23 protein-coding genes are annotated in these 22,643 nt (G+C 68.6%); 14 read left to right on the top strand and 9 right to left on the bottom strand.

Going from position 1 to position 22,643, the window contains the following annotated elements; all coding sequences use genetic code 11:
- Positions 1–36: 36 nt before the first annotated feature.
- The 8 genes from Q7X29_RS04945 to Q7X29_RS04910 all read left to right on the top strand — a co-directional run bounded on the left by Q7X29_RS04945 (position 37) and on the right by Q7X29_RS04910 (position 8,480).
- On the top strand, positions 37–1,587 hold the full coding sequence (locus tag Q7X29_RS04945) for a FadD3 family acyl-CoA ligase (RefSeq protein ID WP_218716602.1): 1,551 nt from the start codon (positions 37–39) through the stop codon (positions 1,585–1,587).
- Complete coding sequence (locus Q7X29_RS04940; protein ID WP_218716601.1) at positions 1,584–2,453, top strand: enoyl-CoA hydratase; 870 nt, start codon at positions 1,584–1,586, stop codon at positions 2,451–2,453. The genes Q7X29_RS04945 and Q7X29_RS04940 overlap by 4 nt, the downstream gene beginning before the upstream one ends.
- Positions 2,454–3,596: an acyl-CoA dehydrogenase family protein gene (locus tag Q7X29_RS04935; protein WP_218716600.1), complete on the top strand. Its 1,143-nt coding sequence runs from the start codon at positions 2,454–2,456 to the stop codon at positions 3,594–3,596.
- A gap of 106 nt (positions 3,597–3,702) precedes the next feature.
- Positions 3,703–4,716, top strand: a complete 1,014-nt coding sequence (locus tag Q7X29_RS04930; RefSeq protein ID WP_316573403.1) for an acyl-CoA dehydrogenase family protein — start codon at positions 3,703–3,705, stop codon at positions 4,714–4,716.
- A gap of 67 nt (positions 4,717–4,783) precedes the next feature.
- Positions 4,784–5,836, top strand: a complete 1,053-nt coding sequence (locus tag Q7X29_RS04925; RefSeq protein WP_316573402.1) for an acyl-CoA dehydrogenase family protein — start codon at positions 4,784–4,786, stop codon at positions 5,834–5,836.
- Positions 5,837–5,962: 126 nt separating this feature from the next.
- Entirely contained in the window at positions 5,963–6,415 is a 453-nt protein-coding gene (locus Q7X29_RS04920) for a MarR family winged helix-turn-helix transcriptional regulator (RefSeq protein ID WP_218716597.1), read from the top strand.
- Positions 6,416–6,432: 17 nt separating this feature from the next.
- On the top strand, positions 6,433–7,689 hold the full coding sequence (locus Q7X29_RS04915; RefSeq protein ID WP_394358658.1) for an MFS transporter: 1,257 nt from the start codon (positions 6,433–6,435) through the stop codon (positions 7,687–7,689).
- A gap of 41 nt (positions 7,690–7,730) precedes the next feature.
- Positions 7,731–8,480, top strand: a complete 750-nt coding sequence (locus Q7X29_RS04910) for a DUF427 domain-containing protein (RefSeq protein WP_316573401.1) — start codon at positions 7,731–7,733, stop codon at positions 8,478–8,480.
- Here the strand turns inward: Q7X29_RS04910 and Q7X29_RS04905 are convergent, their stop codons facing one another.
- A complete protein-coding gene (locus Q7X29_RS04905; RefSeq protein ID WP_218716595.1) occupies positions 8,481–8,813 on the bottom strand; it encodes a hypothetical protein in 333 nt (110 codons plus the stop codon). It abuts the gene before it with no gap.
- A 2-nt stretch (positions 8,814–8,815) separates the two neighbouring features.
- Positions 8,816–9,994, bottom strand: a complete 1,179-nt coding sequence (locus Q7X29_RS04900; protein ID WP_218716594.1) for a Rieske 2Fe-2S domain-containing protein — start codon at positions 9,992–9,994, stop codon at positions 8,816–8,818.
- 194 nt (positions 9,995–10,188) lie between these two features.
- On the opposite strand from Q7X29_RS04900, the gene hsaA reads away from it, so the two are divergent.
- The 5 genes from hsaA (at position 10,189) to Q7X29_RS04875 (ending at position 14,369) form a co-directional block, all read left to right on the top strand.
- The gene (hsaA, locus tag Q7X29_RS04895) at positions 10,189–11,352 is read left to right on the top strand and encodes a 3-hydroxy-9,10-secoandrosta-1,3,5(10)-triene-9,17-dione monooxygenase oxygenase subunit (RefSeq protein WP_218716593.1); all 1,164 of its coding nucleotides are present in this window, start codon (positions 10,189–10,191) and stop codon (positions 11,350–11,352) included.
- Positions 11,353–11,355: 3 nt separating this feature from the next.
- Entirely contained in the window at positions 11,356–12,228 is an 873-nt protein-coding gene (gene hsaD, locus Q7X29_RS04890) for a 4,5:9,10-diseco-3-hydroxy-5,9,17-trioxoandrosta-1(10),2-diene-4-oate hydrolase (RefSeq protein WP_218716592.1), read from the top strand.
- On the top strand, positions 12,225–13,130 hold the full coding sequence (gene hsaC, locus Q7X29_RS04885; protein ID WP_218716591.1) for an iron-dependent extradiol dioxygenase HsaC: 906 nt from the start codon (positions 12,225–12,227) through the stop codon (positions 13,128–13,130). Before hsaD ends, hsaC begins: the two co-directional genes overlap by 4 nt.
- 17 nt (positions 13,131–13,147) lie before the next feature.
- Entirely contained in the window at positions 13,148–13,723 is a 576-nt protein-coding gene (gene hsaB, locus Q7X29_RS04880) for a 3-hydroxy-9,10-secoandrosta-1,3,5(10)-triene-9,17-dione monooxygenase reductase subunit (RefSeq protein WP_218716590.1), read from the top strand.
- A 100-nt stretch (positions 13,724–13,823) separates the two neighbouring features.
- Positions 13,824–14,369: a YdeI/OmpD-associated family protein gene (locus tag Q7X29_RS04875; protein WP_218716589.1), complete on the top strand. Its 546-nt coding sequence runs from the start codon at positions 13,824–13,826 to the stop codon at positions 14,367–14,369.
- 502 nt (positions 14,370–14,871) lie between these two features.
- Here the strand turns inward: Q7X29_RS04875 and Q7X29_RS04870 are convergent.
- From Q7X29_RS04870 to Q7X29_RS04840, 7 genes are all read right to left on the bottom strand, one after another.
- Positions 14,872–15,537 carry a GNAT family N-acetyltransferase gene (locus tag Q7X29_RS04870; protein WP_316573400.1) on the bottom strand — a complete coding sequence of 222 codons (666 nt, stop codon included), beginning with the start codon at positions 15,535–15,537 and terminating at the stop codon, positions 14,872–14,874.
- 437 nt (positions 15,538–15,974) lie between these two features.
- Positions 15,975–16,850 (bottom strand): DUF559 domain-containing protein, encoded by an 876-nt coding sequence (locus Q7X29_RS04865; RefSeq protein WP_316573399.1) that lies wholly within the window; start codon positions 16,848–16,850, stop codon positions 15,975–15,977.
- Between the two features lie 312 nt (positions 16,851–17,162).
- Positions 17,163–17,456 carry a helix-turn-helix domain-containing protein gene (locus Q7X29_RS04860; RefSeq protein WP_316573398.1) on the bottom strand — a complete coding sequence of 98 codons (294 nt, stop codon included), beginning with the start codon at positions 17,454–17,456 and terminating at the stop codon, positions 17,163–17,165.
- Positions 17,443–17,802, bottom strand: coding sequence for a type II toxin-antitoxin system RelE/ParE family toxin (locus Q7X29_RS04855; RefSeq protein WP_316573397.1), 360 nt, complete (start codon positions 17,800–17,802; stop codon positions 17,443–17,445). Before Q7X29_RS04855 ends, Q7X29_RS04860 begins: the two co-directional genes overlap by 14 nt.
- 153 nt (positions 17,803–17,955) lie before the next feature.
- Positions 17,956–19,005 (bottom strand): 4-hydroxy-2-oxovalerate aldolase, encoded by a 1,050-nt coding sequence (dmpG, locus tag Q7X29_RS04850; RefSeq protein ID WP_316573396.1) that lies wholly within the window; start codon positions 19,003–19,005, stop codon positions 17,956–17,958.
- 12 nt (positions 19,006–19,017) lie between these two features.
- Positions 19,018–19,923, bottom strand: coding sequence for an acetaldehyde dehydrogenase (acetylating) (locus tag Q7X29_RS04845; RefSeq protein ID WP_316573395.1), 906 nt, complete (start codon positions 19,921–19,923; stop codon positions 19,018–19,020).
- Between the two features lie 24 nt (positions 19,924–19,947).
- The gene (locus tag Q7X29_RS04840) at positions 19,948–20,733 is read right to left on the bottom strand and encodes a 2-keto-4-pentenoate hydratase (protein ID WP_218720573.1); all 786 of its coding nucleotides are present in this window, start codon (positions 20,731–20,733) and stop codon (positions 19,948–19,950) included.
- A gap of 214 nt (positions 20,734–20,947) precedes the next feature.
- On the opposite strand from Q7X29_RS04840, the gene kstD reads away from it, so the two are divergent.
- Positions 20,948–22,627: a 3-oxosteroid 1-dehydrogenase gene (gene kstD, locus Q7X29_RS04835; RefSeq protein WP_218720574.1), complete on the top strand. Its 1,680-nt coding sequence runs from the start codon at positions 20,948–20,950 to the stop codon at positions 22,625–22,627.
- Positions 22,628–22,643 lie beyond the last annotated feature (16 nt).

Genomic DNA, 22,643 nt, shown 5'->3' with positions numbered 1-22,643 from the left:
AAGCACTTGCTTTGTTAGCCGATTGGTGAGGACCCCGTGACAACCCCTGCACAGACCACCCCGCAGGCACTGCGAGACGTCGCCGCGGCGCATCCGCACGAGCCGGCCCTGATCGACGGCGCGACCCGCCTGACCTGGTCCGACCTGCTCGACCAGGTCCGGATCGCCGCCCGCGCCCTGATCGCCCGCGGTATCGACCGCGGCGACCGGGTCGCGATGTGGGCGCCCAATACCCACCACTGGGTGGTCGCGGCGCTGGCCGCGCACTCCGTCGGCGCCGCGCTGGTGCCGCTCAACACCCGCTATGTCGCCGCCGAGGCGGCCGACGTGCTGGTCCGGGTGAACGCGAAGGCGCTGTTCGTCGCCGGGCCGTTCCTCGGCCGCGATCGCGCCGCCGAACTGCGCGCGGCCGCCCCGGACCTCGAGATCGGCACCGTCGTGGTGATCCCGGTCGAGGGCGAGTCCGCCACCGACGACGCGTCGCTGAGCTGGCCGGCGCTGCTGGAACTGGCCGAGACCGTGTCCGCCGAGGCGGGCGAGGAGCGGGCCGACGCCGTCTCCCCCGACGACATCTCCGACATCCTGTTCACCTCCGGAACCACCGGTCGCAGCAAGGGCACGCTCGTCGCGCATCGGCAGGCACTGGGCGTGGTGCGCGGCTGGGTCGAGTGCTCGACGCTGCGCACCGGCGACCGCTACCTGATGATCCCGCCGTTCTTCCACAACTTCGGCTACAAGGCGGGCATCCTCGCGTGCCTGGTCACCGGGGCCACGATCGTGCCACAGGCCACCTTCGACGTGCCCGCCGCGCTCGCGCTGATCGAGTCCGAGCGGATCACCGTGCTGACCGGCCCGCCGACGATCTACCAGACCATCCTCGAGCATCCCCAGCGCGGCGAGCGCGATCTGTCCTCGCTGCGGGTGGCGGTCACCGGCGCGGCGACGGTGCCGGTGGTGCTGATCGAGCGGATGCGCGAGGACCTCGACTTCGAGGTGGTCATCACCGCCTACGGGCTGTCCGAGTCGGCCGGTTTCGGCACGATGTGCCGACCCGAGGACGACGCGGCCACCATCGCCAACACCTGCGGTGGCCCGATCGCCGACTTCGAGCTGCGCCTGTCCGAGGCCGGTGAGGTGCTGCTGCGCGGCCCCAACGTGATGCTCGGCTACCTCGACGACCCCGAGGCCACCGCCGAGGCCATCGACGCCGACGGCTGGCTGCACACCGGCGACATCGGCGTCGTCGACGAGCGCGGCTACCTGAAGATCACCGACCGGCTCAAGGACATGTACATCACCGGCGGGTTCAACGTGTATCCCGCCGAGATCGAGCAGACCCTGGCCCGGCTCGACGGTGTCGCCGAATCGGCGGTCATCGGGGTGCCGGACGAGCGGATGGGCGAGGTCGGCAAGGCCGTCGTCGTCCGCAAGGCCGGCTCGACGCTGACCGCGGACGAGGTGATCGCCTTCGCCGCGTCCACCCTGGCCAATTTCAAAGTGCCCCGGCTCGTGGAGTTCCGCGACCAGCTGCCCTACAGCGCGGCGGGCAAGGTGCTCAAGCGTGAGCTACGTGAGGAGAAGTCGTGAGTCCCGAAACCGACGCCGAGGTCGTCACCTATGAGGTGCGCGGATCGGTCGCCGTCGTCACCATGAACCGGCCCGAGTTCCGCAACGCGCAGAACTCGAAGATGACCTACGCCCTCGACGCCGCGTTCGTGCGGGCCGTCGAGGACCCCGAGGTCAAGGTGATCGTGCTGGCGGGCAACGGGAAACACTTCAGCGCGGGCCACGACATCGGCACCCCGGGCCGCGACCACGACGTGCACTACGAGAACAAGGCCGCGCTGTGGTGGGACCATCTGGACCGCGCGGGCGGCGATCAGCGCTTCGCCCGCGAGTCCGAGGTGTACCTGGGCATGTGCCGGCGCTGGCGCGAGATCCCCAAGCCGACCGTCGCGATGGTGCAGGGCGCCTGCATCGCGGGCGGGCTGATGCTGGCCTGGGTGTGCGACCTGATCGTCTGCTCCGAGGACGCCTTCTTCTCCGATCCCGTTGTCCGCATGGGCATTCCGGGTGTGGAGTACTTCGCGCATCCGTGGGTGATGGGTCCGCGCGCGGCCAAGGAGTTCCTCTTCACCGGTGACCGGTTCGACGCCGCCCAGGCCAAGGAGTGGGGCATGGTCAACCGGGTCGTGCCGCGCGCGGACCTCGAATCCGAGGTGATGGCGCTGGCCGAGAAGATCTCCGCCATGCCGCAGTTCGGGCTCGCGCTCACCAAGAAGGCCGTCAACCAGGCCGAAGACCTGATGGGCATGCGCTCCGGCATGGACTCGGTCTTCGGGCTGCACCATTTCGCACACGCGCACAACGCCGAAGTCGGCGCCGATTCGCTCGGCGGGATGACCGCCCGCTCGATGAAGGGCGCCGCGACCGAACAGAACGGGACGAAGTAAGTGGACCTCGAGATCGACCCGGCAGTCCGGGAGTTCCAGCTGGAGGTGCGCGAGTTCCTCGCCGCCAACGTCCCCAGCGAACCGCTGCCGTCCATGGACACCGCGGCGGGCTTCGAAGCCCATCGCGCCTGGGAGGCCACGCTGGCCGAGGCCCGCCTCTCGGCGGTGTCGTGGCCCACCGAGTACGGCGGCCGCGACGCCTCCATCCTCGAGTGGGTGCTGTTCGAGCAGGAGTACTACGCGGCGGGTGCGCCGGGGCGCGTCGCCCAGAACGGCATCTTCCTGCTCGCCCCGACCCTGTTCGAGCACGGTACCGCCGAGCAGCTGGCCCGGATCCTGCCGCGGATGGCGCGCGGTGACGACATCTGGGCCCAGGCCTGGTCCGAGCCCGAATCGGGCAGCGACCTGGCGAGCCTGCGCTCGACCGCGCGCCGCACCGAGGGCGGCTGGATCCTCAACGGCCAGAAGACCTGGAGCTCGCGCGCCACCTACGCCGACTGGGCCTTCGGCCTGTTCCGCAGCGACCCCGAGGCGCAGCGTCATCACGGTCTGACCTACGTGATGTTCCCGCTCTCGGCCGACGGCGTGAGCGTTCGCCCGATCCCGCAGCTCGACGGCGAGCCCGGCTTCGCCGAGATCTTCCTCGACGACGTCTTCGTCCCCGACCGCGACGTGATCGGCGCCCCGAACGAGGGCTGGCGGGTCGCGATGGCGACCTCGAGCAACGAGCGCGGCCTGTCGCTGCGCAGCCCCGGCCGGTTCAGCGCGACCGCGCAGCGACTGATCGACCTGTGGACCGAGACGACCGAACCCAGCGACACCGCCGCGCGCAATGCCGTGGTGGACGCCTGGATCGGCAGCGAGGCCTACCGGCTGCACACCTTCGGCACCGTCACCCGGCTGACCGACGGCGGCCAGCTCGGCGCCGAGTCCTCGATCACCAAGGTGTATTGGTCCGAACTCGACATCGCCATGCACCAGACGGCGCTCGACCTGCTCGGCCCCGCCGCCGAGCTGACCGGCACGTGGACCGACGGCTACCTGTTCTCGCTGTCGGGCCCGATCTACGCCGGCACCAACGAGATCCAGCGCAACATCATCGCCGAGCGCATCCTGGGCCTGCCGCGGGAGAGCAAGCGATGAACCGCCCGACCTCGGGTCCGCCCGCCCGGCCGCTGGGCGCGCCGAATACCCACCGCCGCCCGGTCGCGTACCGGGCAGCCACCCGTTCGACCACAGGAGTTCCGCGATGAAGTTCGCACTCGCCACCGAACAGCTGGACTTCGCCGCCGAACTGCGCAAGGTCCTCGACGCCGCGCAGGTACCGGCCGCGACCCGCGCCTGGGCGGCGGGCGACCCCGCCAAGGGCACCGCGCTGCTGCGGCAGGTCGCCGAGATGGGTGCCTTCGGCCTGATCGTCGACGAGCAGTACGACGGCGCCGAAGCCACTCCCGTTGACCTCGTCGTCGCACTCGTCGAGCTGGGCCGGGCCGCGGCGCCGGGCCCGGTGATCGAATCGGCCGCGGTGATTCCGGCACTGCTGCAGCGTCTCCCGGACGCCGAGCCGGCGCGGCGCTGGCTGCCCGCGCTCGCCGGCGGCGCGCTGCTCGGCACCGTCAGCTTCGGCGGCACGCACCGCGGCATCACCCTCGATGCCGATGTCGCCGATCTGGTGCTGGTCGCGGACGGCGCGCGGCTGTCGGTCGGCCGCCGCACCGCCTCGGTCGGTCCGCTCGCCTCGATCGACCCGGCTCGCAAGCTGGTCGCCGTCGAGGCCGAGGAGACCGTGGCCGACGACGTCGCGGACGCGATCGGCTACGCCTTCGACCTCGGCGTCCTCGCCTGTGCCGCCCAGCTGCTCGGCGCGGGCCGCGCGCTGCTCGACCAGACCACCACCTATGCCAAGCAGCGCAAGCAGTTCGGTCGCGCGATCGGCGAATTCCAGGCCGTGAAGCAGCAGCTCGCCGATGTCCTGATCGCCCTGGATCTGGCGGAGCCGCTGCTCTACCGCGCCGCGCTCACGCTGGACTCCGACGATCGCGCGCGCGACGTGTCGGCAGCCCTCGTGGCCTGCGGCGACGCCGCTCACCGCGCCTCCCGCGCCGGTCTGCAGGTGCACGGCGCGATCGGCTACACCGCCGAATGCGACCTGTCGCTGTGGATCACCAAGGTGGCGGCGCTGCGCACCGCCTGGGGCACCGCCGATTTCCACCGCGGCCGCATCGCGGAGGCGCTGCGCGCGGCCGAACCCGCGGCGGTCTGAGGCGAGCGGATGCCACTCCCCGTACCCACCGACGCGGTGACCATCACCGACTCTGCCGAGGAACCCCATGTCATCGAATGAACTACTCGAATTCCGCACCTCCGTCCGCGCGCTGCTGGCCAAGCACGCCACGCCCGCCGCGGTGCGCGCGGCCATGGACACCGACCTCGGGTACGACCCGAAGCTGTGGACCATGCTGTGTGAGCAGGTCGGCGTCGCCGCGCTCGCGGTGCCCGAGGAATGGGGTGGCGCGGGCGCCGGACTGGTCGAATCGCTGATGGTGGTGGGCGAACTGGGCCGGACCCTGGCCGGGGTGCCGATGCTCGGTTCCGCCGTGCTCGGCGTGCAGGCGATCCTGCTCGCGGGCGACGAGCAGGCCTGCGCCCGGCTGCTGCCGGACCTGGCCGACGGTTCCCGCACCGCCGCGCTGTGCTGGGCCGACGCCGCGGGCTGGGACTCCTCGGGCGTCGACGCGAGCGACGGAAAGCTCAACGGCGCGGCGCATTACGTGCTGCACGGCGCCCAGGCCGACCTGCTGCTCGTGCTCACCGAGGACGGCCTGTTCGAGACGACGGCCGACGCTCCCGGCGTCGTCGTCGCCCCGACGCCTGCCCTCGATCCGACCCGCAAGCTGGCCGTGATCGCCTTCACCGACACCCCGGCGACGCGGATCGGCACGGCCGACCCGGCGGCCCTGCGCGCCCGTCTGCGCGAGATCGCCTGGGCCGCGCTCGCCGCCGAGCAGGTCGGCGCGGCCAGGCACTGCCTGGAGATGACGGTGGCCTACACCGCCTCGCGCGTGCAGTTCGGCAGGCCGATCGGCAGTTTCCAGGCACTCAAGCACCGGATGGCCGATATGTACGTGCTGGTGGAGTCGGCCGAGTCGACTGCGCTGGCCGCCGCCCAGGCGGTGGCCGAGCACAGCGACTCGGCCGCCGAGGACGTCTACGTCGCCCGCAAGCACTGCACCGAGACGTTCACGCACGTGGCCGCCGAGACGATCCAGCTGCACGGCGGCATCGCCATCACCTGGGAGCACGACGCCCACCTGTACTTCAAGCGGGCCCACGCCACCGCCGAGCTCTTCGGCACCGGCCGTCGCCCGGCCGCGGCCGCCTGACCGCACCCATCGAAAGCCCTGGTCGCGACCCCGCGACCAGGGCTTTCGGCATGTTGTGCGAGATGTCACCGTCCCGGAGCGCGGATCGCTGGATTTAGATAGTTAGCTTATGCAATAATATTCTTCGTGCAGCCCCCAGAGCAGCCCTCCCCGGACGACATCGTGGTCGACCTGTTGGTCACTGCCGGACGGCTCACCCGGCTCGCCGGGGCGATCAGCGACGACGATCTGCCCCGCGCGGTCCTGCGTGCCCTCGCCGTGCTCGACGAACACGGCGGCCTGCGGGTCAGCGACTTCGCCCGGATCGATCGATGTTCCCAACCGGCGGCAACGGCGCTGATCGGTCGGCTCGTCGCCGACGGCTTCGCCTCCCGCACCAGGGACCCACAGGACTCCAGGGCGGTTCTCATCGAACTGACCCCGGCGGGCCGGAACCGCCTCGTCGAGGCCAGGCGCGCCTTCGCGGCCGCCATGGCGCCCGGACTGGCCGACTTCGATCTCGATCGCCTGATCCGGCTCGACACCGACATGAACGACCTGCTGACAGCCCTGCGTGCGGTTGCCCGCGGTCATCAGTGATGCAACCAGGAGCGCCAGTGAGCCTTTCCCCGTTGACTCGCGCCGACGACACCGCCGCCGCCGCAACCACCTCCTCCGCCGGACAACCCAAGGCCGTCTGGGCCGTCGCCTTCGCGAGCGTGATCGCGTTCATGGGCATCGGCCTGGTCGACCCCATCCTCAAGCCGATCGGCGAACAGCTGCACGCGAGCCCGTCGCAGGTCTCGCTGCTGTTCACCAGCTACATGGCCGTCACCGGCCTCGCCATGCTGATCACCGGAGTCGTCTCCAGCCGCTTCGGCGCCAAGAAGACGCTGCTGTCGGGCCTGGCGATCATCGTGGTGTTCGCCGCGCTGGCGGGCATGTCGAGCACGATCGGCGAGATCATCGGCTTCCGCGCGGGCTGGGGTCTGGGCAACGCGCTGTTCATCGCGACGGCGCTGGCCACCATCGTCGGCGCGGCCACCGGCGGCGTCGCCAAGGCGATCATCCTCTACGAGGCCGCGCTCGGCGTCGGCATCGCGACCGGCCCGCTGCTGGGCGGCCTGCTCGGCGGCATCAGCTGGCGCGGACCGTTCTTCGGCGTCTCCGTGCTGATGGCGATCGCCTTCATCGCGATCGTGGTGCTGCTGCCCGAGATGCCCAAACCGGCCGAGCCGACCTCGATCAGCGCGCCGTTCAAGGCGCTGCGGCACAAGGGTCTGTTGACCGTGAGCATCACCGCGCTGCTCTACAACTTCGGCTTCTTCACCCTGCTCGCCTACACCCCGTTCCCGCTGGACATGGGCACCTACGCGATCGGCTTCATCTTCTGCGGCTGGGGCATCTTGCTGGCGCTGGCCTCGGTGTTCCTCGCGCCGAAACTGCAGGCGCGCTTCGGCACCCTGCCGATGATGGCGCTGTCGCTGGCGCTGTTCGCCGCCGACCTGGCCGTGATGGGCATGTTCACCGAGCACAAGGCCGTGCTGATCGTCGGCGTCGTCATCGCCGGCCTGTTCCTCGGCGTGAACAACACGCTGATCACCGAGGCCGTGATGATCTCCGCCCCGGTCGAGCGCTCCACCGCCTCGGCGGCCTACAGCTTCGTCCGGTTCGCCGGCGGCGCCGCGGCGCCGTGGGTGGCGGGCAAGCTCGGCGAGCACAGCGTCTCGCTGCCGTTTTGGCTCGGCGCCGCCTGCACCGCCGCCGCCGTCGCGGCGCTGTTCGTCGGCCGCAACGCCCTGGCTCACATCGACGACCACGACCCGGCGCCGCACAGCGTCGAGGAAGCACAGGCCATCACCGTCGGCGATTGAGTCATGGAGCGCTGGCGCGGTCGCGGCGTAGCGTCGAGCACATGAGCGACGACAAGCGCGGGCGCGTCCGGGTCGAGCAGGCGCACAAGCGCGTGCGGGCTTATCTCGACGGCAGACTGGTGGCCGACACGCTGCGGCCCCTCTTGGTCTGGGAGATCCCCTACTACCCGACCTACTACGTCCCGCTGACCGATGTCAGAGCGGATCTGGCACCGAACGGGATCGACGAACACTCCCCCAGCCGTGGCGAAGGCACCGGCTACGACGTGGCCTGCGGCGGCCTGCGCGCCGACGGAGCGGCGCTGCGCTACCTCGACTCACCGCTGCCGGACCTGAAAGACGCTGTCCGCCTCGACTTCGCGAGGTTCGACTGGTTCGAGGAGGACGAACCGATCTTCGTCCACCCCCGTGACCCGTATTCCCGGGTCGACATCCTGGGCAGTTCGCGCAATGTACGGGTGGAGATCGACGGCGTCACCGTCGCCGACTCGTCCTCGCCGCGCATCCTCTTCGAAACCGGCTTGCCCGCACGGTACTACCTGCCGCTACCCGATGTCCGGATGGATCTGCTGACCCCCTCCGACACGCACACCAGCTGCCCGTACAAGGGCACGGCCGACTACTGGCACGTCGATGTCGACGGCACCGAGCACCGCGACATCGTGTGGATCTATCGCACGCCGCTGCCGGAGAGCCAGAAGATCGCCGGCTTGGCGTGCTTCTACAACGAGAAGGTCGACATCTACCTCGACGGCGTCCGCCAGGACCGCCCCCACTCCCCGTTCAGCTGATCATTCGGGGATCTCGAGCACGCCCTCGTCGACCGCCCACTTGATGGACTTCTCCAGCGACGGGCACGATTCCGGCCTGCCCGGCCGCGCGCCGTGCGCGCTGAGCTGGGCGAAGACCGGGCAGTGTGTGTCCGGTCGTTCGGTCCACTGCACCGAGGTCTGGTGCGCGCTGGACTTGCGCACCAGAACCTCGGACTGGCAGGCCTGACACCGCAACGGTGTCAGGCCCTCGTCCAGATAGTGCTGCTTGTCGACCGTGGTCTGGGCCCGTACCGCGGCCTGCCGCACGGGCTGATCGGCGAAGTCGGGTGCCTTGGCCCAGGTCGGTGACATGGTTACACGCCCGCTTCGGCTTCTGCCTCGGCCTTGCGGCGCAGGTTCTCCGCCACCTCGGCCTCCCAGGCCTGGTTGGCCTTGGTGGTGTCGACCTCGAACTCGAAGCGCTGGGTCATCTTGTCGGTGACCTCGGCGATGTCGACGTAGAACTGCTCGTACCAGCGGCGCAGCTGGTAGACCGGGCCGTCTTCCTCGCACAGCAGCGGGTTCTCGACCTTGGACTTGTGCTTCCAGATCTCGACGTCCTGCAGGAAGCCGTCGCCGAAGAACTCCGTCATCGAGGCCGCCAGCTTCTCGGCGGTCGCGTCGTCGATGCCCTTGGGCTTCTCGACGGTCAGGCCGTACTGGAGCACGAACTCGTCCTGGCTGACCGGGTAGTGGCAGTTGATCAGCACGACCTTGATCTCGTACCCGCCGTAGATGTTGACCAGCGGATTGATCATGTAGGACGGGCCGAAGTAGGACGCCTCCGACTTCAGCAGCGTCTCACCGCCGTACTTGGCCGCCATGCCGATATCCGGCCTGCCCTTGGTCTCCAGGAACTGTGTCGCCACATGACCCTCGAAGACGTTCTTGAAGTACGTCGGGAAGGCATAGTGGATGTAGAAGAAGTGCGCCATATCCACGACGTTGTCGATGATCTCGCGGCAGTTGGAGCCCTCGATGCGCATCGTGTTCCACGTCCACGGCGTCCAGCCGCCGTCATGATCCTCGCTGGGGTTGCCCTCCGTATCGGTGTAGGGGCCCTCGATGTGCGGGATCGTGACCTCGGCGGGCGGCTCGTTGCCCTCGTGGTCGTGCCAGATGAACAGCTGGCCGTTGCGCTCGAGCGTCGTCCACTTCCTGGTGCGGGCCAGCGGCGGAACGCGGCGCGCGTAGGGAATCGACGTGCACTTGCCACTGGCGCCCCAGCGCCAGTCGTGGAACGGGCAGGCGATGTCGTCGCCCTTGACCGTGCCCATGCTCAGATCGCCGCCCATATGCCTGCAGTAGGCGTCGAGCACCCGGATCTCGTCGTTGGTGTCGGTCCACACCACGAGCTTGGTCCCGAAGATCTCGATCGCGTGCGGCTTGCCGTCGCGGAAGGTCTTCGCGAGGCCGACACAGTGCCAGCCGCGCGCAAACCTGGTCGGCGTGGTGCCGACATCGAGTTCCCTCACCTTGGGGTTGACTGCCATCCCGAACCCTCCTTCTTCACTAGAACACGTTACAAAACGAGGGCGCTTCACGCCAGCTATCCAGCGAAGTTCGCTCCGAGCCCCTGTTATATCCGAGGTAGGGCGATCTTCTCGACAGAAATGAGAACCTGTTCTAATCTCAGAGTCGAACAAGAACCGGTTGTCGATCCGACAAGGCAGGAGCGGGCTCCGAAATGACGCAAGAAGTGACCGAACGGGTCGAGGCACTGCTGCCGACACTGCGTGAACGTGCGCAGGAGGCCGAGGACCTGCGCCGCATTCCCGATGAATCCATGAAGGCGCTGCAGGAGACCGGTTTCTTCCGGCTGCTCCAGCCCAAGCAGTGGGGCGGCCACGCCGCCGACCCGGTCGTCTTCTACGACACCGTGCGCAAGATCGCCAGCGCCTGCGGGTCCACCGGCTGGGTGGCCGGCATCATCGGCGTGCACAACTGGCACCTCGCGCTGTTCGACCAGCAGGCCCAGCAGGACGTCTGGGGCGAGGACACCGACGTGCGGATCTCGTCCTCCTACGCCCCGATGGGCGCGGGCCAGGCGGTCGACGGCGGCTACATCGTGCGCGGCTCGTGGGCTTGGTCCTCGGGTTCCGATCACGCCACCTGGGCGGTCCTCGGCGGTCCGGTGATCAAGAACGGCAAGCCGGTCGACTTCGGCAGCTTCCTGATCCCGCGCTCGGACTACCGCATCGATGACGTCTGGAACGTCGTCGGCCTGCGCGGCACCGGCTCCAACACCGTGGTCGTCGAGGACGTCTTCGTCCCGTCGCACCGCTTCCTGAGCTTCCGCGCGATGAGCGAGGGCCGCGCGCCCGGCCTCGAGCAGAACACCGACGCCGTGTTCAAGATGCCGTGGGGCACCATCCACCCCACCACCATCTCCACGCCGATCGTCGGCATGGGCTACGGCGCCTACGAGGCACACGTCGAGCACCAGGGCAAGCGCGTGCGCGCGGCCTTCGCCGGCGAGAACGCCAAGGACGACCCGTTCGCCAAGGTGCGCGTCGCCGAGGCGGCCAGCGACATCGACGCCGCGTGGCGTCAGCTCTCGGGCAATGTCGCCGAGGAGTACGCGCTGCTGCAGGCGGGCCAGGAAGTCCCGTTCGATCTGCGCGTGCGCGCGCGCCGCGACCAGGTCCGCGCGACCGGCCGGGTGATCGCCTCGATCGACAAGCTCTTCGAGTCCTCGGGCGCCACCGCCCTGGCCAACGGCACGCCGCTGCAGCGCTTCTGGCGCGACGCGCACGCCGGTCGGGTGCACGCGGCCAACGATCCCGAGCGCGCCTACGTCATGTACGGCACGCACGAGTTCGGCCTGCCCGTCACCGACGCCATGGTGTAGCCGATGACCCAGACCGCTGAAATCACCTACGAATCGACCTCCCGCTACGCGCAGGTCACCCCCGAGCTGAAGCTGCACTACCACGAGGCGGGTGTCGGCAACGGCCCCACGATCGTGCTGCTGCACGGCGGCGGGCCCGGCGCCTCGGCGTGGTCGAACTTCGCCCGCAACATCCCGGTGCTGGCCGAGAACTTCCACGTGATCGCGCTCGACCAGCCCGGTTTCGGTAAGTCCGACAAGCCGGTCGACCATCCGCAGTATTTCGTGCACGCGTCCACCGCGCTGCTCGCCCTGCTGGATCACCTGCAGATCACCGAGCGGGTGCACCTGCTGGGCAACTCGCTCGGCGGCGGCACCTCGGTGCGCTTCGCCCTGGACAACCCCAAGCGCGCGGGCAAGCTCGTGCTGATGGGCCCCGGCGGGCTGAGCACCAACCTGTTCGCGCCCGACCCGACCGAGGGCGTCAAGCTGCTCTCGGCGTTCAGCTACGCGCCGACCAGGGAGAACCTGGAGAAGTTCCTGCGGATCATGGTCTTCGACCAGTCGCTGATCACCGAGGAACTGATCGACGAGCGGTTCGCCCTGGCGAGCACGCCCGAATCGCTGGCCGCGGTCCGCGCGATGGGCAAGTCCTTCGCCGGCGCCGACTTCGAGAAGGGCATGCTCTGGCGGGACGCGTACAAGCTGCGTCAGCCAGTGCTGCTCATCTGGGGCCGCGAGGACCGGGTGAACCCGCTCGACGGCGCGCTGGTGGCCACCAAGGTCATCCCGCGCGTGCAGCTGCACGTGTTCGGCGGCTGCGGCCACTGGGCGCAGCTGGAGAAGTTCGACGAATTCAACCGGCTCACGGTCGATTTCCTCGAGGAGAAGCAATGAGTATTCGTGCCCTGGGCTACATGCGCATCGAGGCCACCGACATGGCGGCCTGGCGCGAGTACGGCCTCAAGGTGCTCGGCATGATGGAGGGCACCGGGCTGAATCCCGACGCTCTCTACCTGCGCATGGACGATTTCGCCGCGCGACTGGTGATCGTCCCCGGTGAACAGGACCGGCTGCTGGTCTCGGGCTGGGAGGTCACCGACGCTCCCGGCCTGCAGCAGCTGCGCGAGACCCTGGCCAAGGCCGGCGTCGCCTACACCGAAGGCACCAAGGAAGAGCTCGGTGAGCGTCGCGTCGAGGGCATGATCCGGTTCCAGGACCCGTCCGGGAACACCCTCGAGGCCTTCCACGGCGCGCAGTACCTGGGCCGCCGCTTCGTGAGCCCCTACGGCCACAAGTTCGTCACCGCCGAGCAGGGCTTGGGCCACGTCGTGCTGACCTGCACCGACGACGCCGCGGCGCAGGCGTTCTACCAGGACGTCCTCGGCTTCCGGCTGCGCGACTCGATGCGGCTGCCGCCGCAGATGGTCGGTCGTCCCGCCGACGGCGACCCGGCCTGGCTGCGCTTCTACGGCTGCAACCCGCGCCACCACGCGCTGGCGTTCCTGCCGTTGCCCAACCCGACCGGCATCGTGCACCTCATGGTCGAGGTGGAGAACTCCGACGACGTCGGCCTCTGCCTGGACCGCGCCCTGCGCAAGAAGGTCAAGATGTCGGCCACCCTCGGCCGCCACATCAACGACAAGATGCTGTCCTTCTACATGAAGACGCCCGGCGGATTCGATATCGAATTCGGCTGTGAGGGACTCGAAGTCGACGACGACGACTGGATCGCCCGCGAATCCACCGCGGTCAGCCTGTGGGGTCACGACTTCACCGTCGGATTCAAGCAGCAATAGGAATGGCGGCGAGGGACATGACCGAACAGACACCGGCGATCGACGGCCGGCAATTTCGTAATGTGCTGGGGCAGTTCTGCACCGGCATCACCGTGATCACCGCGCTCGATCCGGCGGGTGAGCCGATCGGCTTCGCCTGCCAGTCCTTCGCCGCCCTGTCCCTCGACCCGCCCCTGGTGCTGTTCTGCCCCACCAAGGGGTCGCGCTCCTGGGCGGCGATCGAGGCGGCGGGCAAGTTCTGTGTGAACGTGCTCGCCGAGGCACAGCAGCCGACCTGCGCGCGGTTCGGTTCGCGCGAGACCGACAAGTTCGCCGGAGTCGCCTGGCACACCTCCGAATTGGGTGTGCCCGTGCTCGACGATTCGCTGGCCACCATCGAGTGCACGGTCGACTCGGTCGTCGACGGTGGTGACCACTACATCGTCATCGGCCGGGTGCGGGCGCTCGCGGAGTCGGAGACCACCAACGGTCGTCCGCTGCTGTTCTACCGCGGTCAGTACACCGGCATCGAGCCGGACAAGACCACGCCCGCGCCCTGGCGCGCGGACCTGGATCACTTCCTCACGACCACCAGCCTCGACACCTGGCTGTGAGTCCCGCGGGTGCGGCCGCCCACACGATGCGCGGCCGCACCCGTTTCCGTCGTTTTTAAGTGCTCATTCGGTGAGCACTTTGAGCCGGATGATAGTTCGTATGACCATCGACTACATCACCTGTGCCGCAGCGAGCGACTGGGATTCGTGGCTGGCCACCCATCACGACACCGCCGGTGAGGTCTGGGTGCGGATCGCCAAGAAGGGCGCCCCCGAACCCTCGGTGACCATCACCGAAACCCTCGACGGCGCGCTCTGCTACGGCTGGATCGACAGTCATCGGCGCGGCCTCGATGCCCATCACTACCTGCAGCGTTACTCCCCGCGCCGGGCCCGCAGCCCGTGGTCGCAGGTCAACGTCGCCAAGGCCGAGGCCCTCATCGCGGCGGGCCGGATGCGGCCCGCCGGGTTCGCGGCGATCGAGGAAGCCGTCGCCGACGGCCGCTGGGCCGGGGCGTACGAGCGCCAGCGCACCGCCGACACCCCCACCGACCTGCTCGCCGCACTCGCCGACGCGCCCGCGGCGCGAGCCGCCTACGCTGCCCTCGGCCGCTCCGACCAGTACCGGCTGTTCCTGCCGATCCTCAAGGCGACCACCCCCACCGAACGCGCCACGCGGGTCGCCCGGGCCGTCAACGCCTTGTAGCCCGACGCGGGTCGCCAAGGTTGTCAACGCCTCGTAGCGAACACGACCGCAGATACGCACCGAGCACCACCAGCGCGGGCGGTCCCCCACACCAAGCACCACCACCGCACACAGGCCGCCACGCCGAGCACTCAGCGCGGGCAGTGCCCCGCACCGAGCACAACCAACGCGGACGGTCCCCCACACCAAGCACCACCACCGCACACAGGCCGCCACGCCGAGCACTCAGCGCGGGCAGTGCCCCGCACCGAGCACAACCAACGCGGACGGTCCCCCACACCAAGCACCACCACCGCACACAGGCCGCCACGCCGAGCACTCAGCGCGGGCAGTGCCCCGCACCGAGCACAACCAGCGCGGACGGCCGCCGCACCGAGCACCACCACCGCACACAGTCCCCCACACCAAGCACCACCACCGCACACAGTCCCCCACACCAAGCACTCAGCGCCGAGGTTGAACCGTCCATCGCGCAGAGCAAGCGGTGTGCGGGCCCCGGCCGTCAGACCTCTTTGACCAATACCGCGCGGGTGTAGAGCAGCGAGAACCCTCGGCCCTGCGCGTTCCGTTGTGACATGGAGCCCGGCTGGGTCGTGATCACCGCGAGGTCGCACCCCGCTGCCACCGCCTCGTTCAGGCGCGCCGACAGGAGCGCGGTCTGCACACCGTGCCTGCGATGCGCGGGTAGAGTCGCGGCGCCCGCGAGCGCAGCGACGCCGCCGCCGGTGCGCATGCTGGCGCCCCCGGCGGGCACGCCGTCCCGGTAGGCGACGTAGCGACGGGTGTCGTCGATAGCGGCCATATCCCGCATCACCGCGGCGATCGCCTCGCGCGGAAACTCCTCGTGCGCGGGAACACCCGCGTCATCGGGATGCGCGAACCCGTCGACCACGACATCGAGCCAGAGATCGAAGCCGTCCTCATCGCGGCGCACCTCGACCCGCTCGGGCCCGGTCCAGCTACGCCCGGCCAGCTCCATACCGAGCACATTCTCGAACGACATCAACCGATAACCCCGCCCGGTCAACTCCGCCGCGATCCGCGGATCCCCCAGATGCGCCAGCTCCACCTGCACCGGCACCCCCACCGCCGCATACGCGGCCTCGACCGCCGCCCACTCCCCCGAAGAAGGCGCCCCACCGAACCCGACCCCCACGACTTTGTTCAACGGCGACCCCACCTCCGCGAAACACGCGGCCCCACCGGCGAACTCCCGTACGAACCCCCCACCCCCCCGGCGCCCGCTCCACCCCTGCCCGAGCCGCCCCGGCAATAGCATCGACCTCCGACCGCTCGACCCGAGCAGCCATCTCGACCCCACAGAACAACGTCCCCACAGTTTCACCCATGCCCTACTTATATCGCCCCTGTCCAGCGACTTTCGCGAGCGAGCGCGGCCCATCAGCGGCAACCGCCGCGTCGTCGCCACGACTCGTCCCCCCTCCGGACCTCCCTCGAAAGCTGGTATGCGGCGCGGCAGGACGACCGGACTCCGCTACCAGCGCCTCACCCACGTCGACGGCCACCTCCCCCGCCACTGAACCAAGATCACCACGCTGCGGTGGCGGGCTGCTCTCGGCCGATGCCGCCACCACAGCGTGGTGATCAACTGTCCAGACGGGCGCCACTGGCGGTGAGGGCGGCGTGGATGCGGTCGAGGATGTGGTGGGGGCGGCGGTAGAGGAGATTCGCGCTTACTCGGATGATTCGCCAGCCGTGTTCGGCGAGGATCGCGGAGCGGTCGATGTCTTTCGTGCGCTGGGACGGGTCGGTCCAGTGGTGGGCGCCGTCGTATTCGACGGCGMCCCGCCATCGACGCCAGCCCATGTCCAGGCGGGCGAGGAATTCGCCACCGCTGTCGCGAACCACGATCTGGGTGCTCGGCGCCGGGAGACCGCTTTGGACGATCAATAATCTGGTGAGTGACTCCGGGGGCGACTCGGCGCCCGGGTCGACCAGCGGCATAACCCTGCGCACCTGCGCACACCCGCGCTCACCCCTGTGTTCGGCGGCGAGCGCGATAACGGCGTCCGGGTCGAGTTTCGTTGCCCGGCACAGGGCGTCGAGTACCGGAACCGCACTGCGCGTGGGGAGCCGACGCGCGAGGTCGAACGCCGTTCGTTTCGGAGTCGTCACCGGGAACCCGTCGACAACGCATTGCTCGTGCTCAACTATCCGAGCTTGGCGAGTCCTGATCCACTCCGGCGGCCGGCGATAGGTCGGCACCGCGATCTCGGCAGGAAGCTCAGCTTCAATCCACTTGCTTCCGAACATCGCGGCAGCCGAAAACCCGACAAGCACACCGGCCCCTTTGGTCCAATGCGCCGCCGCCTTGGCTCGCCCCACCGCATCGAGCCGATACCCCCGCCGAACATAGACGTCGTGCGCCACCCGATCGAAGTCGTGCCGCAATTCCCACCGCGTCACCACCCCCGCAGCAACCGCCCACGACCCAACAAAAGCCCCCTCGAACACCCCCATAACCAGCCATGATCCCCCACCACACCGCCAAACAACCGACCCCACACCCGGACAGTTGATCACCACGCTCTGGTGGCGGGCCGCTCCCGACCGATACTCACACCACAGCGTGGTGATCAATCGTCCAACGCTCTAGCGGGTGGGGCGCCAGGGGATTCGGCCGTTGCCGGTCGCCGGTGGGGGGTTTGTTGTTGGGATGCTCGACGAGCGAATTGCCATGCGGCGGCGGAGGTCGAGGAAGCCGAGAAGGTCTGGTTCGAGTTCCCAGATCACGCGCAGCATCCAGTGCTGTCCGCGCAGGTCGATCGCGGCTCAGGCGACGCGGGGACGCACCTGGACTACGAGGTCGGCGTCGAGGGCTCGAGCGAGGCGCTCGAGTACGGGCAGGCTGGGGACCGTTCCGCCTGCTTCGAAGCGGGCGACCGCGGACTGCGTCATGCCGGCCGCGTCCGCCAGGACGGACTGGCTCCAGCCGCGGCCTTCCCGCATACCCCGGATGGTTCGCCCGAGCTCGAAGGCGAGCCGCGCGGCGTCGTACGCCTCGGCTGCGCCGGGCTCCTTCAGGCGCTGATCCCGCAGGTCAGCCCACTCACTACGCTCCGTCATCGTTGCCCTCCTCCAGAACATGCCACTCGGCATCGCAACGCCGCATTGCACCGCGCGCCCGAGCTACCTCACGTCGCTCAACCATCCGTGTCTTGACGAAGACCGTCAGCAAGACGATTCTGCGCCCCGACGCGATCCAGTACGTCACCCGCACCGCGTCCGATCCCAGATAGAAACGCAACTCCCGGAGTTTCCGGTCGAGCTGTCTCGTATACGGTTCGCCCAGCAACGGTCCGGCGTCCTGCAGCAAGTCGATGTAGAACGCGGCGTGAGCGAACATGTCGGCCGGAAGCTTCTCCAACCATTCACGCACCTCAGGTTCCAGTTCAACGCTACCCCAACCCATAGCGTTGATGCTATACCCAGGGGGAAGATAGTCATGCGGAAATGGAATATCCGACAGGAAGGGCACACGGTGTCCGGGCGCCGGCGGATCCGGTTGACCGGAAACGCCGAACGGCGTGACCCGGGTCGGGTCACGCCGTCAGGGGGTGTGGGGTCAGGCCGAGGCGGTGGTTTCGCGCTGGAGTTCCAGGGCGATGTCGATGAGCTGGTCTTCCTGGCCGCCGACGAGCTTGCGTTCGCCTGCGCGGACGAGCATTTCGGCGGCGGAGACGCCGTAGCGTTCGGCTTGGCGTTCGGCGTGGCGCAGGAAGCTGGAGTAGACGCCGGCGTAGCCCATCATGAGGGCTTGGCGGTCGAGGAGGCATTCCGCGGGCATGGCGGGGCGGACGACGTCTTCGGCGGCGTCGGTGACGGCGAAGAAGTCGACACCGGTCTTGATGCCGAGTTTGTCGCAGACGCCGATGAAGGCTTCGACCGGCAGGTTGCCGGCGCCTGCGCCGAAGCGGCGGGCCGAGCCGTCGATCTGGGTGGCGCCTGCGCGTACGGCGTAGACGGAGTTCGCGACAGCGAGGCCGAGGTTTTCGTGGCCGTGGAAGCCGACCTGGGCGTCGTCGCGGAGTTCTGCGACCAGGGCCGAGACGCGGTCGGAGACCTGTTCCAGGACGAGCGCACCGGCCGAGTCGACGACGTAGACGCACTGGCAGCCGGCATCGGCCATGATGCGGGCCTGCTTGGCCAGGTTCTCCGGGGTGGTGGAGTGGGCCATCATCAGGAAGCCGACGGTTTCGAGGCCGAGTTCGCGCGCCAGGCCGAAGTGCTGGATCGAGACGTCGGCCTCGGTGCAGTGCGTGGCGATGCGGCAGATGGACGCGCCGTTGTCCTGGGAGATCTTGATGTCTTCCTTGACGCCGACACCCGGCAGCATGAGGAAGGCGATCTTGGCCTGCTTGGCGGTCTCGGCGGCGGCCTTGATCAGTTCCTGCTCAGGGGTTTTCGAGAAACCGTAGTTGAACGAGGACCCACCGAGGCCGTCACCGTGGGTTACCTCGATGACCGGGACGCCCGAACCGTCCAGGGCGGCAACGATATCGCGCACCTCGGTGACGGTGAACTGGTGCCGCTTGTGATGCGAGCCGTCGCGCAGCGAGGTGTCGGTGACACGCACATCGAGTTCGCCCGAGAAGGGCTTCAGGATATTGCTCATGGTCGAATCTCCTTACACCCGAGCCGAGATGATCTGGTCGGCCAGCACGTCACCCACGCGGGTGGCGGCGGCGGTCATGATGTCGAGGTTGCCCGCGTACGGTGGCAGGAAATCGCCGGCGCCTTCGACCTCGACGAAGATCGACACCTTGGCCATGCCACCGGAGATCACCGACGGCTCGTCGAACTGCGGATCGTTGAGCAGCCGGTAGCCGGGCACGTACTCCTGGATCGACTTCTCCATGCGGAAGATGCTCTCGGCGATGGCATCCCGATCGGCGTCCTCGGGGATGGCGCAGAAGATGGTGTCGCGCATGATCATCGGCGGCTCGGCCGGGTTCAAGATGATGATGGCCTTGCCGCGCTGCGCGCCGCCGATGGTCTCGACGCCCTTGGAGGTGGTCTTGGTGAACTCGTCGATGTTGGCACGGGTTCCGGGACCGGCCGAGACCGAGGACACCGATGCCACGATCTCGGCGTAGGCCACCGGCACGACGCGGGACACGGCCGCCACCATGGGAATCGTGGCCTGGCCACCACAGGTGATCATGTTGACGTTCGGCGCGTCCCGCAGCGAATCCAAGTTCACCGGGGGAATCACGGCCGGGCCGACCGCGGCGGGGGTGAGGTCGACGGCGCGGATGCCCGCGGCCTCGTATTTCGGCGCGTACGCGCGGTGCACGTAGGCGGAGGTGGCCTCGAACAGCAGATCCGGCTTCTCGTCGAGGGCGAGCAGCCAGTCCGCGCCCTCGGCGGAGGTTTCCAGACCAAGCCCGCGTGCCCGCTTCAGCCCCTCCGAATCCGGGTCGATGCCGATCATCCAGCGCGGCTCGATCTTGTCCGAGCGCAGCAGCTTGTAGAGCAGATCGGTGCTGATATTGCCGGACCCCACGATCGCGGCGGTGACTTTGCTGGTCACGGTGTACTCCTTGGGAAGTCTGGTTCAGCTGAAACGCAAACGGACGGAACCGAGTCCGGTGAACTCGGCGAGGAAGTCGTCACCGGGGCGGGCGTCGATGGCGCGGGTGCAGGAACCGGGCAGCACGATGTCGCCCTTCTTCAACCGCACCCCGAAGGTCGCGACCTTGCGGGCCAGCCACGCGACCGCGATCACCGGGTCACCGAGGACGGCGTCGCTGCGACCCTCCGCGATGACCTCGCCGTTGCGGGTCAGCACGGCATCGATGGCCTTGATGTCGATGTCACCCGGGGCGACACGCTCCTTGCCGAGCACGAAACCGGCCGAGGAGGCGTTGTCGGAGATGGTGTCGGCCAGGCCGATCTTCCAGTCCTTGATGCGCGAGTCGATCAGCTCGATCGAGGGCGCGTAGGCGACGGTCGCGGCCAGCACATCGGCCTCGGTGCAGTCCTCGCCGGGCAGGTCGGCGCCGAGCACGAACCCGACCTCGACCTCCACGCGCGGCAGCAGGTACTTCGAGGTGTCGACCGGGACGTCTTCGAAGACCTCCATCTCGGCGAGCAGATGACCGTAGTCGGGCTCGTCGACGCCCATCATCTCCTGCATCGCCTTCGACGACAGCCCCACCTTGTGGCCGACGACCTTGGCACCCGCCTTCAGCCGACGCTGAATGTTGAGCAGCTGGATCTCGTAGGCGTCGACGACGTCGATATCGGGAAACCGGTCGACGAGCGGCGACACGGCGACGCGATCGTCTTCGGCGCGGGCCAGTTCGTCGGCGAGTTGAGTTCGTACCGCGTCGGGCAGCACGCGGACCTCCTAGGCAGCACGGGCGGGATGGATCACGACGTCAAAACTGTAACCGGTTTCCCGGAGCATCGTCAGCCGTTCACCTGACAATACAATGCCACCGTGCGTGATTTCTATAACACGTTCCAGTATGTGGAGCGGAAACGCCGAGCCCACTGGAACAAGTTCCAGTTTGGACTGTCAAACCGCCAAACGCTTCTATAACGTGTTGCACATGAGTGATCGGGAATACGATGTGGTGGTCGTCGGTAGCGGCGCCGCCGGGATGACGGCCGCCCTCGCCGCGGCCCACAAGGGACTGAGCGTCGTGCTGCTGGAGAAGGCCGCGCACTACGGCGGGTCGACGGCCCGATCCGGCGGCGGCGTCTGGATTCCGGGCAACAAGGCGCTGAAAGCCTCCGGCCGACCCGACGACCGCGAGGACGCGCGCACCTATCTGCACAGCATCATCGGCGACGTGGTGCCCGCGGAGAAGATCGACACCTACCTCGATCGCGGCGCCGAGGCCTTCGACTTCGTCCTCGATCACACCCCGCTGAAGATGAAGTGGGTGCCCGGCTACTCCGACTACTACCCGGAGGCTCCGGGCGGCCTGGGCCAGGGGCGTTCGTGCGAGCCGACGCCGTTCAACGGCAAGGTGCTCGGGGCGGAACTGGCCAACCTGGAACCGCCCTACGCCAAGGCGCCGCTGAACGTGGTGGTCATGCAGGCCGACTTCGTCCGGCTCAACCTGATCAAGCGTCACCCCAAGGGCATGATGCGGGCACTGCGCGTCGGCGCCCGTACCTACCTGGCCAAGTTCACCGGCAAGCACCTGCTCGGCATGGGTCAGGCGATCATCGCCGCCATGCGCAAGGGCCTGCTCGACGCGGGCGTTCCGGTGCTGCTCAACACCCCGCTCACCGATCTGGTGGTCACCGACGGCAAGGTCACCGGGGTCAAGGCCACCGTCGACGGCGAGCCGGTCACCTTCACCGCGCGCTACGGCGTGGTCCTGGGCAGCGGCGGCTTCGAGCACAACGCCGACATGCGCGCCAAGTACCAGCGGCAGCCGATAACCACTGAGTGGACAACGGGCGCCGCGGCCAACACCGGCGATGGCATCGTCGCGGGCATGGCAGCGGGAGCGACGGTCGGATTCATGGAGGACGCCTGGTGGGGTCCGACCATCTTCAAGGGCGGCAAGCCCTGGTTCGCCCTCGCCGAGCGCAATCTGCCCGGCACCATCATGGTCAACGACCGCGGCGAGCGGTTCGGCAACGAGTCGGCGCCCTATGTCGAGGCGGTGCATACCATGTACGGCGGTGAATACGGCCAGGGCGCTGGTCCGGGCGAGAACATCCCGGCCTGGCTGGTGTTCGACCAGCGCTACCGCAACCGCTACATCTTCGCCGGGCTGCAACCGGGTCAGCGCTTCCCCTCGCGCTGGCTGGAGAACGACTACATCGTCAAGGCCGACACCATCGAGGAGCTGGCCGAGCGCATCGGTGTGCCCGCCGAGAGCCTGAGCGCCACCGTCACCCGGTTCAACGGCTTCGCCGCCGCGGGCAAGGACGAGGACTTCGGTCGCGGCAACAGCCACTACGACCGCTACTACGGCGACCCCACCGTCAAGCCCAACCCGTGCCTGGCCGAGATCTCGCAGGGCCCGTTCTACGCGGCCAAGATGGTTCCCGGCGACCTCGGCACCAAGGGCGGCCTGGTCACCGACACCGCCGGTCGCGTACTGCGCGAAGACGATTCGGTGATCGAGGGCCTCTACGCCGCGGGCAACACCAGCGCCCCGGTGATGGGCCACACTTACGCGGGCCCCGGCGCGACCATCGGACCCGCGATCACCTTCGCCTATCTCGCGGTGCTCGACATCGCCGAGAAGGCCAAGGCCACCGCGTGACGCACGCACAGTTCCC

The sequence above is a fragment of the Nocardia canadensis genome (genome assembly GCF_032656385.1).
Taxonomy (GTDB): Bacteria; Actinomycetota; Actinomycetes; order Mycobacteriales; family Mycobacteriaceae; genus Nocardia; species Nocardia canadensis.
The sequence above is the reverse complement of the archived record's forward strand: the minus strand, read 5'-3'. Positions and strand labels throughout refer to the sequence as shown.

Bases quoted from the DNA above. Each gene is read 5' to 3' on its own strand.
- Q7X29_RS04930 (WP_316573403.1), top strand. From the start codon at position 3,703: ATGAAGTTCGCACTCGCCACCGAACAGCTGGACTTCGCCGCCGAACTG.
- Q7X29_RS04925 (WP_316573402.1), top strand. From the start codon at position 4,784: ATGTCATCGAATGAACTACTCGAATTCCGCACCTCCGTCCGCGCGCTG.
- Q7X29_RS04910 (WP_316573401.1), top strand. From the start codon at position 7,731: ATGAGCGACGACAAGCGCGGGCGCGTCCGGGTCGAGCAGGCGCACAAG.
- Q7X29_RS04905 (WP_218716595.1), bottom strand. From the start codon at position 8,813: ATGTCACCGACCTGGGCCAAGGCACCCGACTTCGCCGATCAGCCCGTG.
- Q7X29_RS04900 (WP_218716594.1), bottom strand. From the start codon at position 9,994: ATGGCAGTCAACCCCAAGGTGAGGGAACTCGATGTCGGCACCACGCCG.
- hsaA (WP_218716593.1), top strand. From the start codon at position 10,189: ATGACGCAAGAAGTGACCGAACGGGTCGAGGCACTGCTGCCGACACTG.
- hsaD (WP_218716592.1), top strand. From the start codon at position 11,356: ATGACCCAGACCGCTGAAATCACCTACGAATCGACCTCCCGCTACGCG.
- hsaC (WP_218716591.1), top strand. From the start codon at position 12,225: ATGAGTATTCGTGCCCTGGGCTACATGCGCATCGAGGCCACCGACATG.
- hsaB (WP_218716590.1), top strand. From the start codon at position 13,148: ATGACCGAACAGACACCGGCGATCGACGGCCGGCAATTTCGTAATGTG.
- Q7X29_RS04875 (WP_218716589.1), top strand. From the start codon at position 13,824: ATGACCATCGACTACATCACCTGTGCCGCAGCGAGCGACTGGGATTCG.
- Q7X29_RS04860 (WP_316573398.1), bottom strand. From the start codon at position 17,456: ATGACGGAGCGTAGTGAGTGGGCTGACCTGCGGGATCAGCGCCTGAAG.
- Q7X29_RS04855 (WP_316573397.1), bottom strand. From the start codon at position 17,802: ATGGGTTGGGGTAGCGTTGAACTGGAACCTGAGGTGCGTGAATGGTTG.
- dmpG (WP_316573396.1), bottom strand. From the start codon at position 19,005: ATGAGCAATATCCTGAAGCCCTTCTCGGGCGAACTCGATGTGCGTGTC.
- kstD (WP_218720574.1), top strand. From the start codon at position 20,948: ATGAGTGATCGGGAATACGATGTGGTGGTCGTCGGTAGCGGCGCCGCC.